At 49.2% G+C, this 13,176-nt stretch carries 13 protein-coding genes; 5 read left to right on the plus strand and 8 right to left on the minus strand.

All coding sequences use genetic code 11. The annotated features are described in order from the left end of the window. Window positions 1–41: 41 nt before the first annotated feature. The 3 genes from ITJ88_RS01490 to ITJ88_RS01500 form a co-directional block, all read right to left on the minus strand. Window positions 42–470 carry a hypothetical protein gene (locus ITJ88_RS01490; RefSeq protein ID WP_029342557.1) on the minus strand — a complete coding sequence of 143 codons (429 nt, stop codon included), beginning with the start codon at window positions 468–470 and terminating at the stop codon, window positions 42–44. Window positions 471–536: 66 nt separating this feature from the next. After that, window positions 537–1,736, minus strand: coding sequence for an ABC transporter permease (locus ITJ88_RS01495; RefSeq protein WP_195864483.1), 1,200 nt, complete (start codon window positions 1,734–1,736; stop codon window positions 537–539). After that, window positions 1,726–2,619, minus strand: coding sequence for an ABC transporter ATP-binding protein (locus tag ITJ88_RS01500; protein ID WP_195864484.1), 894 nt, complete (start codon window positions 2,617–2,619; stop codon window positions 1,726–1,728). Before ITJ88_RS01500 ends, ITJ88_RS01495 begins: the two co-directional genes overlap by 11 nt. Before the next feature lie 177 nt (window positions 2,620–2,796). Here ITJ88_RS01500 and ITJ88_RS01505 point away from each other — a divergent pair, with 177 nt between their 5' ends. Further along, the gene (locus ITJ88_RS01505) at window positions 2,797–3,732 is read left to right on the plus strand and encodes a VOC family protein (RefSeq protein ID WP_195864485.1); all 936 of its coding nucleotides are present in this window, start codon (window positions 2,797–2,799) and stop codon (window positions 3,730–3,732) included. Continuing rightward, complete coding sequence (locus tag ITJ88_RS01510) at window positions 3,729–4,325, plus strand: alpha/beta hydrolase (RefSeq protein WP_195864486.1); 597 nt, start codon at window positions 3,729–3,731, stop codon at window positions 4,323–4,325. The genes ITJ88_RS01505 and ITJ88_RS01510 overlap by 4 nt, the downstream gene beginning before the upstream one ends. Window positions 4,326–4,384: 59 nt before the next feature. On the opposite strand, the gene ITJ88_RS01515 is transcribed toward ITJ88_RS01510, so the two are convergent. After that, a complete protein-coding gene (locus ITJ88_RS01515) occupies window positions 4,385–4,852 on the minus strand; it encodes a hypothetical protein (protein WP_133207725.1) in 468 nt (155 codons plus the stop codon). Window positions 4,853–5,184: 332 nt separating this feature from the next. Continuing rightward, the gene (locus tag ITJ88_RS01520) at window positions 5,185–5,925 is read right to left on the minus strand and encodes an SGNH/GDSL hydrolase family protein (RefSeq protein ID WP_050678748.1); all 741 of its coding nucleotides are present in this window, start codon (window positions 5,923–5,925) and stop codon (window positions 5,185–5,187) included. 42 nt (window positions 5,926–5,967) lie between these two features. Between ITJ88_RS01520 and ITJ88_RS01525 the strand changes: the two genes are divergently transcribed. Next, a complete protein-coding gene (locus ITJ88_RS01525; protein WP_195864487.1) occupies window positions 5,968–7,029 on the plus strand; it encodes an acyltransferase family protein in 1,062 nt (353 codons plus the stop codon). Window positions 7,030–7,086: 57 nt separating this feature from the next. Further along, entirely contained in the window at window positions 7,087–7,419 is a 333-nt protein-coding gene (locus ITJ88_RS01530; RefSeq protein WP_029342549.1) for an Asp23/Gls24 family envelope stress response protein, read from the plus strand. A 37-nt stretch (window positions 7,420–7,456) separates the two neighbouring features. On the opposite strand, the gene ITJ88_RS01535 is transcribed toward ITJ88_RS01530, so the two are convergent. Continuing rightward, window positions 7,457–8,218 (minus strand): SLAP domain-containing protein, encoded by a 762-nt coding sequence (locus tag ITJ88_RS01535; RefSeq protein ID WP_195864488.1) that lies wholly within the window; start codon window positions 8,216–8,218, stop codon window positions 7,457–7,459. Beyond that, window positions 8,202–10,565: an accessory Sec system translocase SecA2 gene (gene secA2, locus ITJ88_RS01540; protein ID WP_195864489.1), complete on the minus strand. Its 2,364-nt coding sequence runs from the start codon at window positions 10,563–10,565 to the stop codon at window positions 8,202–8,204. The genes ITJ88_RS01535 and secA2 overlap by 17 nt, the downstream gene beginning before the upstream one ends. 279 nt (window positions 10,566–10,844) lie before the next feature. Here secA2 and pgmB point away from each other — a divergent pair, with 279 nt between their 5' ends. After that, on the plus strand, window positions 10,845–11,516 hold the full coding sequence (pgmB, locus tag ITJ88_RS01545) for a beta-phosphoglucomutase (protein WP_195864490.1): 672 nt from the start codon (window positions 10,845–10,847) through the stop codon (window positions 11,514–11,516). A 93-nt stretch (window positions 11,517–11,609) separates the two neighbouring features. Here pgmB and ITJ88_RS01550 read toward each other — a convergent pair whose 3' ends face one another. Then, window positions 11,610–13,097, minus strand: a complete 1,488-nt coding sequence (locus ITJ88_RS01550; RefSeq protein ID WP_195864491.1) for an N-acetylmuramoyl-L-alanine amidase family protein — start codon at window positions 13,095–13,097, stop codon at window positions 11,610–11,612. Between the last annotated feature and the right edge of the window lie 79 nt (window positions 13,098–13,176).

Here is a 13,176-nt window from a genome sequence, read left to right on the forward strand (position 1 = left end):
CGCTGTCTTCTGATTGACGTTCAGAAGACAGCGACTTTTTATTAACGTTGTGGCATCGGGCGTGGACGACGCGTCTTTTGACGGATCCGACCGATGATGAAACCAATGATCGCATTTGCAATGACGAGTACCCAACCGACATAGCCGAAATTGAGAGTTAAGCTACCGAGCATCGCTTGCCATTTGAAAATCATCATCACATCACCACGCAAGACGAATCGCGCGATACAGACGAGTAAGACAGTCAGTCCGGCGATGAAGACACCAACCCAGCTTCCGTATAAACGAGAAGAGTGGCGGCGCACCGCAACGAAGGACCAGCAAAAGAGGCTAGAGACGAACGCCATGCCTCCATAGGCAAGGACGAGTTCCCATGTCGCACTCGCTTGCGGGAATTTCGTGAACATGACAAGTGACGAGACCATGGCAGCAGCTGTGAAAAGGATCGCTGCCCAAAAACGAGACCGCATAACGTAGTTCCTCCTAAAGGCTTTTTCTCACCTAACGATAGCGGAAACGATTCGTCTTGTAAACTGTTACCGGCGACCGCTTAAGATCCGGCGCAACTGTTTGAGTGGATTCGATCCATAGAACAGAACACCACCCCGGTAGAATTTTGTTCCGACGAACAAGGCAAGCGAGATGCTGATCAGCATCAAGATGAGCGAAATTGACACTTGCCATAGCGGTACATCGGTCAACATGACGCGCAGGAACATGACCATCGGTGTGAAGAACGGCACGAACGACAGGACGACGACAGCTTGGTTCGTCGGTGCATTCAGACTAAACATCGAAATCATGAAGGCTGCGACGATCAACAAGATGACTGGTAACGTCACTTGCTGCGCGTCCTCGACCCGACTGACGAGCGAACCGAGTGCCGCGAGTAACGTTGCGTACAGGAAGTATCCGAGCAGGAAGAAGACGAATAGATAAATGATCGTCCGGGCACTCAAGGAATCAAGTGATAACTGATCGAATAAACTGCTGTTTTGAGCACTGTAGTAGCCGACACCGACGAGAATCGATAATTGTACGAGACTGACCGTCGCGATCGAGAGGATCTTCGCCAACATATGTTGAATCGGACTCGCTGCTGAAATCAGCAATTCCATGACGCGTGATGACTTTTCGTTCGCGATTTCCGTGACGATCATCCCGCCGTAAATCGCAATCGTGAAGTACATCAAGAACAGCAACACATAGACGAGCGCCGAGGCAGCAAAGAGTTCATCCTCACTTTTCCCACCCGTCGACGTCAACTCTTGTTTAACAGGAACAGGTTCAGCGAGAGAGGCAAGGACGTTCGGATCGATTTCAGCATCCGTGATGACGGCCTGGTCACGGACTTGTTTGACGACCGTTGCGACCTGTGTCTGTAACTCAGACTCAGGACTAGCACTGACGAGTGTCACGTCATATGAATCCTGAACGATTGCCACGGCATCGAATGTACCGCGGTCGACGGCCTTTCGTGCTTGTGCGACCGTATAGTCCTTCGTCGTGATGTCTGAAGTGACACCGGCCTTCTTCAAGGCAGGACGAAGATCGGTCGACAATTCACTAACGAGAGCAACTTTCGGATCGTCACCCGAAAACCAGTCGAGAATCCGTTCGATATTACCGAAGCCGACGAGGAACAGGACCATCAGGACCGTCGAAATCAAAAAGCTTTTAGCACGCAATTTTTGTAGTAGATTGAAGCGATATAAAGTCAGGAATTTACGGTTCATAACGTTTGCCGACCTCCTCGATGAAGATATCCTGCAGGGATAACTGATCCCAGACGAAACGATCGACATGGTGTCCTTGACTGACGATATGTTGAAGAAGTTGATCAGCCGTTTCTTTTGAAGAGACTTGAACGATATGTCCATTATTGTCTGACTCGACTTGTAGAACACCTGGCAAGCTATCCCACAAAAGTGGTGGGGCATCTGTCGTCAAGAGGACACGTGTTTTTCCGTATCCCGCCTTGATGTCAGGGAGATAGCCAGCAACGACGGGTTTTCCGTGATCAAGGATCGCGACGTGTTCGCAGAGTTCTTCGACGTGATCCATCCGGTGACTTGAGAAGACGATCGTCGTTCCGTCGACGGTTAACTTTTTGACAGCACGTTTTAATTGTTCAGCATTGACCGGATCGAGTCCGCTGAATGGTTCATCTAAAATCAGCAGTTCAGGTTTATGTAGGACGGCAGAGATCAACTGAATCTTTTGTTGATTTCCTTTTGAGAGTTGTTCGACGCGCATTTTTTCATACTGCGGAATTTGGAAATACTCGAGCCATTCCTTCAGTGCTCGTTTCGCATCCTTCCGTTTCATATCGCGGAGTTCTGCGAGGAACAAAAGTTGTTCGTCGACGCGGACTTTTGGATACAGCCCCCGTTCTTCCGGAAGGTATCCGATTTTTGAAGTCGGGATGCGCTCTCCGTTCCAGGTGATCGATCCTTCAGTCGGTTGCAGTAGACCGAGCAGCATTCGGAACGTCGTCGTCTTCCCGGCACCGTTCGCACCAAGCAAACCAAAGATTTGCCCGCGTGGCACCTCAATCGTCAGAGCATCTACGGCTGTAAAATCGCCGAAACGCTTCGTGATGTGTTTGATTTCTAACATATGAACCTCCTTTAAAGACGTCTGTTGCACGACAAGTGTACCATTGTTACCTAGTGTCCTACGGTTTAAATTGGATAAAGGTTCCAGAAAAAACGAGGAAAGGCTTATTAGTTTACTTTTTGTTCTTTAGTTACTATTATTGTGTTAATAGATACGACTGAAGGAGGAACGCATCATATGAAAACGCAAGGCATCCATCATATCTCAGCAATGGTCGGCGATCCACAAGAAAATCTCGATTTTTACGGAACCATTCTCGGACTACGATTCGTTAAAAAAACGGTCAACTTTGATGATCCAGGAACATACCACTTCTATTTTGGAAACGAATCCGGAGCACCGGGAACGATCATCACGTTCTTTCCGTTTAAAGGCATGGCAAAAGGGAAAGTAGGTGCCGGACAAGTCGGAACGACAGCGTACGCGATTCCGGTCGGTGCAGCAGATTTTTGGAAAGCGCGGCTGACAGAAAAAAACGTCTTGTTTGTAGAGACGGTTCGATTCGGAGAGCAGCAGATCGCCTTCGAAGATCCACATGGTCTCCAGATTGAACTCGTCGAACGCAAGGGACCAGACAGTCGCTATGAAATCGACGGCATCACACGTGAAGTCGCGATCAAAGGATTCGCGGGAGCGACGTTACTGTCGCGGGATCCATCAGATACAGCAAAATTACTGACAGACACATTTGGACTAGTACTCAGCAAACGGACGGAAACCGTTGACCGGTACATCGCAGAAGGCGAGTTCGGAAATGTCGTTGACGTCGTTCATGGTCAAATGCCAGTCGGTCGTCCGGGAACGGGAACGGTTCACCATATCGCGTGGCGGGCGACGGATCAAAAGGAACAACTCGACTGGATGAAAGAGATCAACGCGTTCGGTTTACTGACGACTGAAGTGAAGGACCGCAATTACTTCACATCGATCTATTTCCATGACCGCGGTCGGATCCTCCATGAAATTGCGACCGACAATCCAGGATTCGCGATCGATGAAGCGTTCGAGATGCTCGGAGAAGACTTGAAGTTACCGGAACAATTCGAAGCACATCGCAGTGCGATCACAAATCATGTAACACCTATTACTGTACCGAAGGGGAGACTCGTATGATTCATTTATACCAAGCACCAAAAACAGCAGACGCACCGATCTTTTTATTCTTACATGGCACAGGCGGAACGGAACAAGATCTCGTCGGACTTGTCTCATTGCTCGATTCGGAAGCAGGCTACTTGTCCGTCCGCGGGGAGGTCTCGGAAAACGGGATGCCACGATTCTTCAAACGACTCGCGGAAGGCGTCTTCGATGAAGAAGACCTCGCTTTACGGACAGCGCGTTTAATTCAGTTTTTACGTGAACAGGCAGCGGAGCGTGACTTTGCGCTCGATCGTCTGATTCCAGTCGGATACTCGAACGGGGCGAACATCGCGGCGAATATGTTGTTTGAAGAAGCTTTGTTCAAACAAGCGATTCTGTTGCATCCGATGGTACCACGTCGTGGTGTGACGTTACCTGATTTATCGGACGTGCGCGTTTTCATCGGCGCCGGCAGCAATGACCCGATCTGTCCGGCTCAGGAAACGGAAGAATTATCAGCACTCTTGAAACAAGCCGGTGCATCAGTCGACGTCACGTGGTCGAATTATGGTCACCAACTCGTCATGCCAACGATTGAAGCGGCAACGGATTGGTTAAAACACTAAAAAAGGGCTGTCCCATCTGCTTCTTTCATAGAAGATGATGGGGCAGTCCTCTTTTCGTTTCAAGCGGGATGATCACTTTTTGGTCGAGAATAGACGATGAGCACACCACGCTCGACGAGCTGGAGGGCGAGCGTCTGTTTCACTTCTTCCGATGCTTTCGTCTTGGCAAGTTGCCGGTAGAGCAGGCGAAGTTCACGGCGCATCGTCTTACGGATCAGCCACATGCTATCAATCGTCGTACACCACCCGGTCACGGTCTCGTGTCCGATGTAATACTGCGTCTGACGTTCGAGATAACGAATCCACCACTCGTCCCGCGCCATTTTCAGTACGACACCCGTGAGGCCAAGTACAAGGATGGCGAGGGGAATGCTTTCATATAAAGGAAGACGACCAAGAACGGTACCAACATTCGTGACGAGGGCAAGCATCACCCATCCTATGCATCCGATGACAAGCCAATATCCAAAGTTGAGAGTACTTCGATGTCGTAACGTCACTTTCGGCGTAAGCAATGAAGTGGCCATCAGAAACACCTCCTTGTTAAATAATCGAATTTTCTGACAATTTGTAGTTGTCCTTCTACTATAGTTACTTTTTCCCGAATCGTCTAGTCATTAGACATGGAAAATGTGTTTCTTTCTTGACGAAATTCGTGTACGCTAAATGTAGAAGTGAGCGGTTACATAAAGGGGGATATAAAGAAATGATGGATCAAGTGATTTGGATTGCTGTCGGTATCGTTGCCGTTGCAGTTTTCTCAGCATCGAGCGTCGCAGCGTACATGGGTGTCAAAAACCAAGAAGACTAATAATCGAAAGCGGCTCATCCCGGAAATCGGGATGAGCCGCTTTTTCATTTAGTTATTTGCTGTCAAATCGGTTTTGAGCGCATAGGGTTTCAGCGCATCACTCCAGCGCAGATAACCGCCACCGACGAGATGGAGTCCATCGTACGTCATCCGATTTTGCAGGTAACCCTGTTTATTCGTCAAGACGGGTCGCAGATCAACGAATGGAACATCCACCGATTGAGCAAGGTTTTGTAAATTCCGGTTCAACGCTTCGACGTCCCGATTGATTCGGACGGAGTCCGAATATTTCGGTGCGACAGGAACGGTTGACTGAATGACGACGTCGATGTTATTTTTTCGAAGTGTCGTCACGATTGTCGTCATGTTCTCAGTGATTTGCGGAATCGGTGTATAGTGACGAATATCATTGATACCACCCATCAAGAAGACGCGTTTTGGTTTCATCTCGATGATCAAGTCGAGTCGGGTCAAAAAGCCTTCTGTCGTATCACCTGGAATCCCGAAATTGACGATCGTCGGGTCTTCCATCAAGATACGCCAATCGGCAAAATTCGTCATCGAGTCGCCTAACATGACAGCGTTCGCTGATTTTGGGTATTGATAAGTATGGAATAGACTATTCAGACGGACATAGTTCGGGTTCTTATCGTATTGGAAGGTCGTGACTGGAGTCGTACTCGTTGCAGGTAAGACGCTTTCGAATAGTTCGAGCGGTTTACGTCCCAGTAACAATGCAAGGAGAACGACGTTCAAGACGACAGATAGAATCAGGAGTGTCTTTTTCATAAACATTCGTTCCTTTCGAGGGAGTATAAGGGGTAGTGTAACATGAATCGGAATCCGTGGTTTGATAATATCAAAGGTTTTCTTGTCATTTTCGTCGTCATCGGTCACATGCTGACGGATTTACGGTTTGAATATGACGGAAAATTGCTTGAGACGGTTTATCTGTTGATTTACTCGTTTCATATGCCATTATTCATTATTTTAAGCGGTTATTTCTTCCGCGAAAACAAGTATTTACGTGTCATTCAACTATTTGCCGTCTACTGTGTCTGGCAAATCTTAATTGGATCTTGGGCGACGCTTGGGGAAGGATTGCCGCTCTTTTCTGGTGAAAACATCGGCACGCATCTCCTACGTCCCTACTGGGCACTTTGGTACTTGTTCGTCATGGTCGTCTGGTATATCGTGACGCCATATGTCGTTCACTTGCGTGGATATGTCTGGTTCGGTCTTGCCTTCGCCTTGCTGTATGGATTCGAACTCGAGAACACGGGATTCTTGGCGCTTCGGAAGCTGATCATGTTCTATCCTTATTTCTTGCTCGGGAACTATCTATCGGAACACGAATTCATCCGCATCTTCGAGATGCCGAAGAACTTCAAGCGCCGAATGAACGTCCGCTTGATTGGTGGTGTGACGTTCGCAGCCGTCATGGGCTTCTTATTGTTTGAGGCGTGGCGTGACACACCGCAAGAGATTGTCGATTTCGCGAATGCCTTCAAGCATCGTTTCCCGTACGCTGAACAGTATGACAGTGATACGTGGATTGGGGTACTCAAGCATAGCGTCATCTATGTCTTGTCGATCGCGGCCTCGCTCGGTTTCATGATGTTGATTCCGATGCGTCGCCTTCCGCTCATCACACGGGCTGGGGAACTCAGCCTCTACGTCTATCTACTCCATGTCTTCTTCGTCATGGCGTGGCGTCAATACGTGACGGATGCATTCGTACCGCAACCATGGCTCGCCTTACTGATCATGATTGGCGTCGCCTTGTTGATCGTTGGTATCATCATACACCCGCTCGTCGTCCGTGTCCTCCGTCCTTTGATTGAGATCGACATTCGCCCGATCGTCGAGAAACGGGAAGACCTTTCAAAATAAGGCGGAATGCATTACACTTTAAGATAGATGGATTACTAGACGAAGGGCGTGGAAGGTATGTCATATAATTTAAATAATGCGGACGGTGTCGTGAACGTCTCGCAACAAGTCATCGAGGTCATCGCAGGGGTAGCCGTTCAAGAAACGGAAGGCATCGCCTTTACAGCAGATGATTCGAAACTGCAGGAAAAACAGATGGTCAAACTCGTAAAAGTCGAAGATGTCGGCGGCGACATCACGGTCAGTCTGTCCGTGCATATCAAATACGGTATGTCGATCATCAAGACAGCTGGAAAAGTCCAAGAACGGATTGCACAAGACATGGAAAACATGCTCGCGTTCCAACCAAAAGCGATCAACGTCCGCGTCATCGGACTCTTAAAAGGATAAGCAAAACGTCTCGGCATCTTGTGCCGAGACGTTTTTTTTAGGAAGAGGGAGGAAGATAACGGAGACCGAATGCAGGGACATCTGTTACGGTGCAGGCGAAACGGAGACGAATCGCATGTTGGCTATGAGCAGGTAAAGACAATCCAGGATGATTGACGTCTGCGAGTGGCGTCTCGCCATCCATCAGTTCGAACGCTAGCGCCTCGAGCGTCAGTGTCTGATCGCTGGCATTACGGACGAGGACGGTCGCCGTCACAGTATCCGGCTCGCGCATGATCGAGACCGGTAAGAGAGACCAGCCATCTGCTGGAGGTGTCGGATGCGAATAAGCGACTTGACGAATCATCCGTTGCTCGGGTTCCGTGAAGTCATCGTCGATGAACAGCTCAGTCAGCGTCTCGCTTGAGAAGACGAGTTGCAGCGGTTCCGTTAACTGTTCGAGGTCGACGAAACAGTCATCTTCTTCAAACGTCAACCAGAGCGGCAACATCGCCATCGGGAGTATGACGGGAACTTCTTCGATACTGAGGACTTTGCGAGCGACGAGTTCATCACCGGAGAGCGCAAGGACGACAAGATCATTCAGATGGAACGACCGAGACAACGTGTTTTGGAATAATGCGATGACTTGAAGCGGACGACGCGATAAGACTTGAAACAGATGGATCGCCATCTGATTGACCTGTAACTCAGGTAGTTGTTTCGCGACGTGACGAAAGACGTATTCATCTTCCTTGACGATCGGCATGTCCTCCGTGAAGTAGAGCGGGGGACGGAACACTTCATTCGACGTGTGCATGATGCAGTTCTCCTTCGCTATCGTGTGTCTGTTCGGCGCGGCAAATGCCAGAAAGGACCTGCTTTTCGAAACTCGCAATGGCATATTCGAAGTAATCCATTCCTTCCCGCTCAAAGATGCGGACTGGTTGCTCTTGTCCGTAACTTCGGAGGTGGATTCCCTCTTTTAAACTGTTCATGGCTGTTAAGTGGCGCGTCCATTGCTCATCCAGTGCAAGGAGGATGAAGCGTTTGACGGTCTCTTTTTCAGCCGCAACATGGGCAACGAGTAAGGCTTCAGTGTCAGCAATCAGCGGCTCAAGTTGGCGTTTCATCTCGTCGATCGTTTCCAGTCGTTCCAACGTGACCGGTTGATGCAACAGTTGCTCGAGTTCCGTCGTGACGAGAGCCAGTGGCCATTCTTCCGGGACGAGATCGTCAGAAAGTGTTTGGTCGATGAGCGACGGCAAGACACGTCCGGCAAACGGTTGGACGATGTCTTCAAGTGACGTCGCATCAACGATTCTGTTGCGGAGATGATAGATTGCTTGCCGTTGTTCGCTGATGACTTCTTCGAGCTGGACGAGTTCATCCCGAACACTTCGATTGACGGATTCACACGTCGACTGAGCGAACTGCAATAGATCCCGAACGTCACGTGAAGCCAGTGGACCGGAAGCATCTCGTACTTTTTGTTGCACGCGTGCGAGACGATCGCGCGCGAAACGACGAGGCAGTTCATCTTCGAGCGAGAGATAAAATTGCGTCAATCCGGGATCGCCTTGGCGACCTGCCCGACCACGGAGTTGGTTGTCGATCCGGATCGATTCATGGCGTTCGGTTCCGATGACGAACAAGCCGCCTTGTTGTTGTGCCGTTTCATCAAGTAAAATATCCGTTCCACGACCTGCCATGTTCGTTGCGATCGTGATTCGACCGGCTTGTCCGGCTGAAGCGATGATCCGGACTTCCTGATCGACGGTTTTTGCGTTCAGGATCTCGTAGGTGAGTCCGTGTGTATCAAGTGTCTTCGCGACGCGTAAGGACTGTTCAATCGACGAAGTACCGATCAGAACTGGTCGTCCCGTGACGTGTGCCGATTTCGTCGCCAGCGCGATCGCTTCTAATTTTTCGTCACGCGTCGCAAAGAGGACGTCCTCCGCATCGATCCGGATTTTCGGACGATTTGATGGAATCGTCACGACATCCATCCCGTACGTCTTTTGGAACTCCTCCCGTGACGTCGCCGCTGTACCCGTCATTCCTGCCACCTGATGATAAAGACGGAAATAATGCTGAATCGTGATTTGTGCCGTCGTCCGGTTCTCTTCCGTGACGGGAACACCTTCTTTTGCTTCAAGTGCCTGATGTAACCCGTCGGATAGACTGCGTCCTTCCATCAGACGACCCGTGAAGAGGTCGACGAGCGCGATTTTTTGATCCTTGACGATATAGTCGACATCTCGCTTGAGAACGACATGAGCACGTAAGGCTTGAATGACGTAATGGAAGAGGACGGAGTGCTCAGCAGCAAACAGATGATCGATTGCGAATGCTTCTTCGATCGTCTCGATCCCCTGGTCAGTCAAGGCGACCGCTTTAATCTCTTCGTCGAACGTATAATCCCGCTCGTCTTCGAAGGTCTGGACGACATGACGGACGAGTTGCTGTAACCCTTCGTGGACACTGTCTCGTTCCGCCATGATTAGTGGCGTTTTCGCTTCATCGATTAAAATGCTATCGACTTCGTCGATCAAGGCGAAATGAAGCGGACGTTGCAGACGCTCCGTCGGCTCCATGATCAGATGATCGCGCAGGTAATCGAACCCGAATTCAGTCCCGACACCGTATGTAATGTCTGCTGCGTAGGCGATCCGTTTTTCCTCAAACGTAGCTTCAGCGGAATTGATTCCGACCTGCAACCCTAAAAATCGGTGAATCTGACCGATTTGCTCCGCATCACGTTGTGCCAGATACTCATTGACGGTAATGACGTGGACACCTTTTCCGTGAAGCGCCTGAGTGAAGCTCGCGAGTGAAGCAACGAGCGTCTTTCCTTCACCGGTCGCCATCTCGGCGATTTGTCCTTCAAGTAATGCCAGACCGCCCATGAGCTGCACGTCGTAATGCCGTAAGCCAAGCGTTCGTTTACTCGCTTCTCGGACAAGGGCGAATGCCATTGGTGTGATCGCATCGATTCGTTCCCCGGCTTGTAGCCGCCCACGTAATGAGGCGGTCAATTCACGTAACGCTTGATCGGATGTTTGTTCCATTTCTCGTTCTAGGCTATTGATCGTCGTTACGATTTTTTCATAACGATGAATTCTTCGACTTTGATCATTCAACAACTGTTTAACACGTTGAAACATCTTCGTCACTCCCTCATATGCTATGAGATTCATTATAGCAGTTAAAAAATGTAAAACGAATAGTAAAGAACGAAATAAGTAAAACATTCCCTTAAAATTGAAAGCGTTATCAAAATTAATGTGTTTCGCGCTTAAAAATAGAAAATCAGAAATATTTGATAACGCTTGCAAAGATTCGGAAGAACCAGTAAAATTATTCATAAGGCAAGTGCAATCGTTTGCGCAAAGTCATTCGATTTCTTGCCTTTCATGGACGATGGAAGAAAGGATGGATGTCGGATGGCACCAACGATCGAAGCGGTCATTTTTGATTTAGACGGCGTAATTACCGATACAGCAGAGTATCATTACTTAGCGTGGAAACAACTTGGAGAGGATTTGGATATCCCGTTCGACCGGGAATTCAATGAGACATTAAAAGGTGTCAGCCGGATGGATTCACTCGAGCGTATCCTTTCGCTTGGTGGGAAACAGAACGCTTTTTCGGAGGAAGAGAAGCTAGCACTTGCTGCGAAGAAAAACGAACACTACGTCACATTGATCCAACATATTTCTGAACAGGATCTTCTTCCTGGAATCACTGCATTCCTCGATGAAATCCGAAACGCTGGGCTGAAGATCGGAATGGCGTCCGCCTCTAAAAATGCGCTGATGGTCGTCGAGGCACTAAAGGTCCGACACTATTTCGATGACATCGTAGACGCTGCGACCGTTGCACAATCGAAACCACACCCTGAAGTGTTTCTCCGTGCTGCAGAAGCACTCGACGTCGAACCGAGCCGTTGCATCGGTGTAGAAGATGCGACAGCTGGCATCACTGCCATCCACGCTGCCGGCATGTATGCCGTCGGAGTTGGACCGGAGTCGGCGCTCCATGAGGCAGACTATCGTGTCGATTCGACAGATTTGCTATCCCTTGAGCAAATCCTCGCTAGTCGCTCCCTTGTCTGAACCATTCCCTGATGGTGAAGGACATTCCTTGAAAGTTATGTGTATGCAAAAAGGATCGCTTCCCTGAGCGATCCTTTTTGATATGGCGTTGATTTAAAGTGAGGCGAGAATGCCGTCTGCGATCGCTTGCGCGTAACGTGACTGATACGATACGTTCGTCAGTTTCGCGCGATCTGCGCTGTTCGAGAGGAAACCGAGTTCCGCTAGAATCGACGGTGCTTTCGTACCACGAATGACAGCGTAGTTCGCATAGTGGACGCTTCGATCGCGCATGCCCGCGTAGGAGACGAGGCGTTGTTGGACGTTACGAGCGAGGTTGATCGAAGAGGCGCCTTTATAGTAGAAGGTCTCTGCTCCGTATGCTTGCGTACTCGTTGAAGCATTGATGTGGACACTGACGAAAGCAGTCGTCGCATGACTGTTCGCAAGGGCACTCCGCTCTCCAAGTGACGGATAGTAGTCGTTCGTATAGCGTGACATCGTCACATCGACTTTTCCGGCAAGACGCTCGGCAACTTGTTTCGTGACAGCAAGGACGATGTCGCGTTCAGCAACGCCGTAACGAACTGCACCTGCGTCGTGTCCGCCGTGACCCGGATCAAGGACGAGAAGTGGACGGTTCGATGGTGCCGGTTGGAACAACGTCAGATATGTCGCATCGACATAACCGCTTTGACCACTTGCTGTCCGGACAGCAACGAACCCTTTTGTTTGATGACGCGAATTCGTGACAACGACAGGAGTACCGCGTCCAAGACGAGCGATTTGACCACTGAGCGTCGACGCGCTCGCACGAAGCGCGACACTATTGCCTGACGGGATCAACACATACATCTTTGATCCACTATAATCAACGTTTCCAGTCGTCGAGGCAGGAACGGAAGTCCCTTTTTTCAGGTACGTTCCCATGACATACCCCGTTTTCCCTTGGTACTGGACCGTGTGCCAGTTTGCTTTAACGGCGAGGGAATGGACGGCAGTTCCACTTGGAATCGTCGTCAGGACTTTTCCGGATGTCGAAGGAGATGAACGGAAATTCAAACGATCCGTCGTCGTATAGACAGTCGTTTTGACTGGTGTGGTCACTTTCTTTAAATAAGAACCAGAAACATAACCCGTCTTATTTGCATAGGTCACTTTATACCAATTCCCGCTTTTGAAACTCGATTGTACACCGGCTCCTTTAGGAATCGTCAGTAATCGAGTAGAAGATGTCGTTGCCGCACTGCGTAAAGATAGCGCATCCGTTGTCTTATAAGACGTCTTCGAAAAAGAAGAGCCACTCTCGATTTTTTTCAGATAAGATCCGGTCACATATCCCGTCTTTCCTTTATATGACAACTTATACCAAGAGCCTTTTCGATAGCTCGACGTGACTTTCGTCGTCTTCGGGATCGTCAGTAATTTTTTAGAAGACGTCGAGTTCGAACTGCGTAGATTCAAGGCATCCGTCGTCTGATACGAGGTTTTCGTAAAGGTTGTACCAGAAGCAGCCGATACAGTAGAAGAAGTAGAGGCGAAGCAACCGGATACCAACGAAAGTACTAGAGCGGTCCGAAGTGTTTTAGGTAATTTGCCCATTAAATTTCCAGTCTCCTTTTCGGTAAAATAAGAAAGATATATATTGAATTAGTAGAACTTAAGTATTATTAAAATAGTT

This window comes from Exiguobacterium abrahamii, from assembly GCF_015645365.1.
GTDB classification, from domain to species: domain Bacteria; phylum Bacillota; class Bacilli; order Exiguobacteriales; family Exiguobacteriaceae; genus Exiguobacterium_A; species Exiguobacterium_A abrahamii.

Bases quoted from the DNA above. Each gene is read 5' to 3' on its own strand.
- ITJ88_RS01490 (WP_029342557.1), bottom strand. From the start codon at position 470: ATGCGGTCTCGTTTTTGGGCAGCGATCCTTTTCACAGCTGCTGCCATG.
- ITJ88_RS01495 (WP_195864483.1), bottom strand. From the start codon at position 1,736: ATGAACCGTAAATTCCTGACTTTATATCGCTTCAATCTACTACAAAAA.
- ITJ88_RS01500 (WP_195864484.1), bottom strand. From the start codon at position 2,619: ATGTTAGAAATCAAACACATCACGAAGCGTTTCGGCGATTTTACAGCC.
- ITJ88_RS01505 (WP_195864485.1), top strand. From the start codon at position 2,797: ATGAAAACGCAAGGCATCCATCATATCTCAGCAATGGTCGGCGATCCA.
- ITJ88_RS01510 (WP_195864486.1), top strand. From the start codon at position 3,729: ATGATTCATTTATACCAAGCACCAAAAACAGCAGACGCACCGATCTTT.
- ITJ88_RS01515 (WP_133207725.1), bottom strand. From the start codon at position 4,852: ATGGCCACTTCATTGCTTACGCCGAAAGTGACGTTACGACATCGAAGT.
- ITJ88_RS01520 (WP_050678748.1), bottom strand. From the start codon at position 5,925: ATGAAAAAGACACTCCTGATTCTATCTGTCGTCTTGAACGTCGTTCTC.
- ITJ88_RS01525 (WP_195864487.1), top strand. From the start codon at position 5,968: ATGAATCGGAATCCGTGGTTTGATAATATCAAAGGTTTTCTTGTCATT.
- ITJ88_RS01530 (WP_029342549.1), top strand. From the start codon at position 7,087: ATGTCATATAATTTAAATAATGCGGACGGTGTCGTGAACGTCTCGCAA.
- ITJ88_RS01535 (WP_195864488.1), bottom strand. From the start codon at position 8,218: ATGCACACGTCGAATGAAGTGTTCCGTCCCCCGCTCTACTTCACGGAG.
- secA2 (WP_195864489.1), bottom strand. From the start codon at position 10,565: ATGTTTCAACGTGTTAAACAGTTGTTGAATGATCAAAGTCGAAGAATT.
- pgmB (WP_195864490.1), top strand. From the start codon at position 10,845: ATGGCACCAACGATCGAAGCGGTCATTTTTGATTTAGACGGCGTAATT.
- ITJ88_RS01550 (WP_195864491.1), bottom strand. From the start codon at position 13,097: ATGGGCAAATTACCTAAAACACTTCGGACCGCTCTAGTACTTTCGTTG.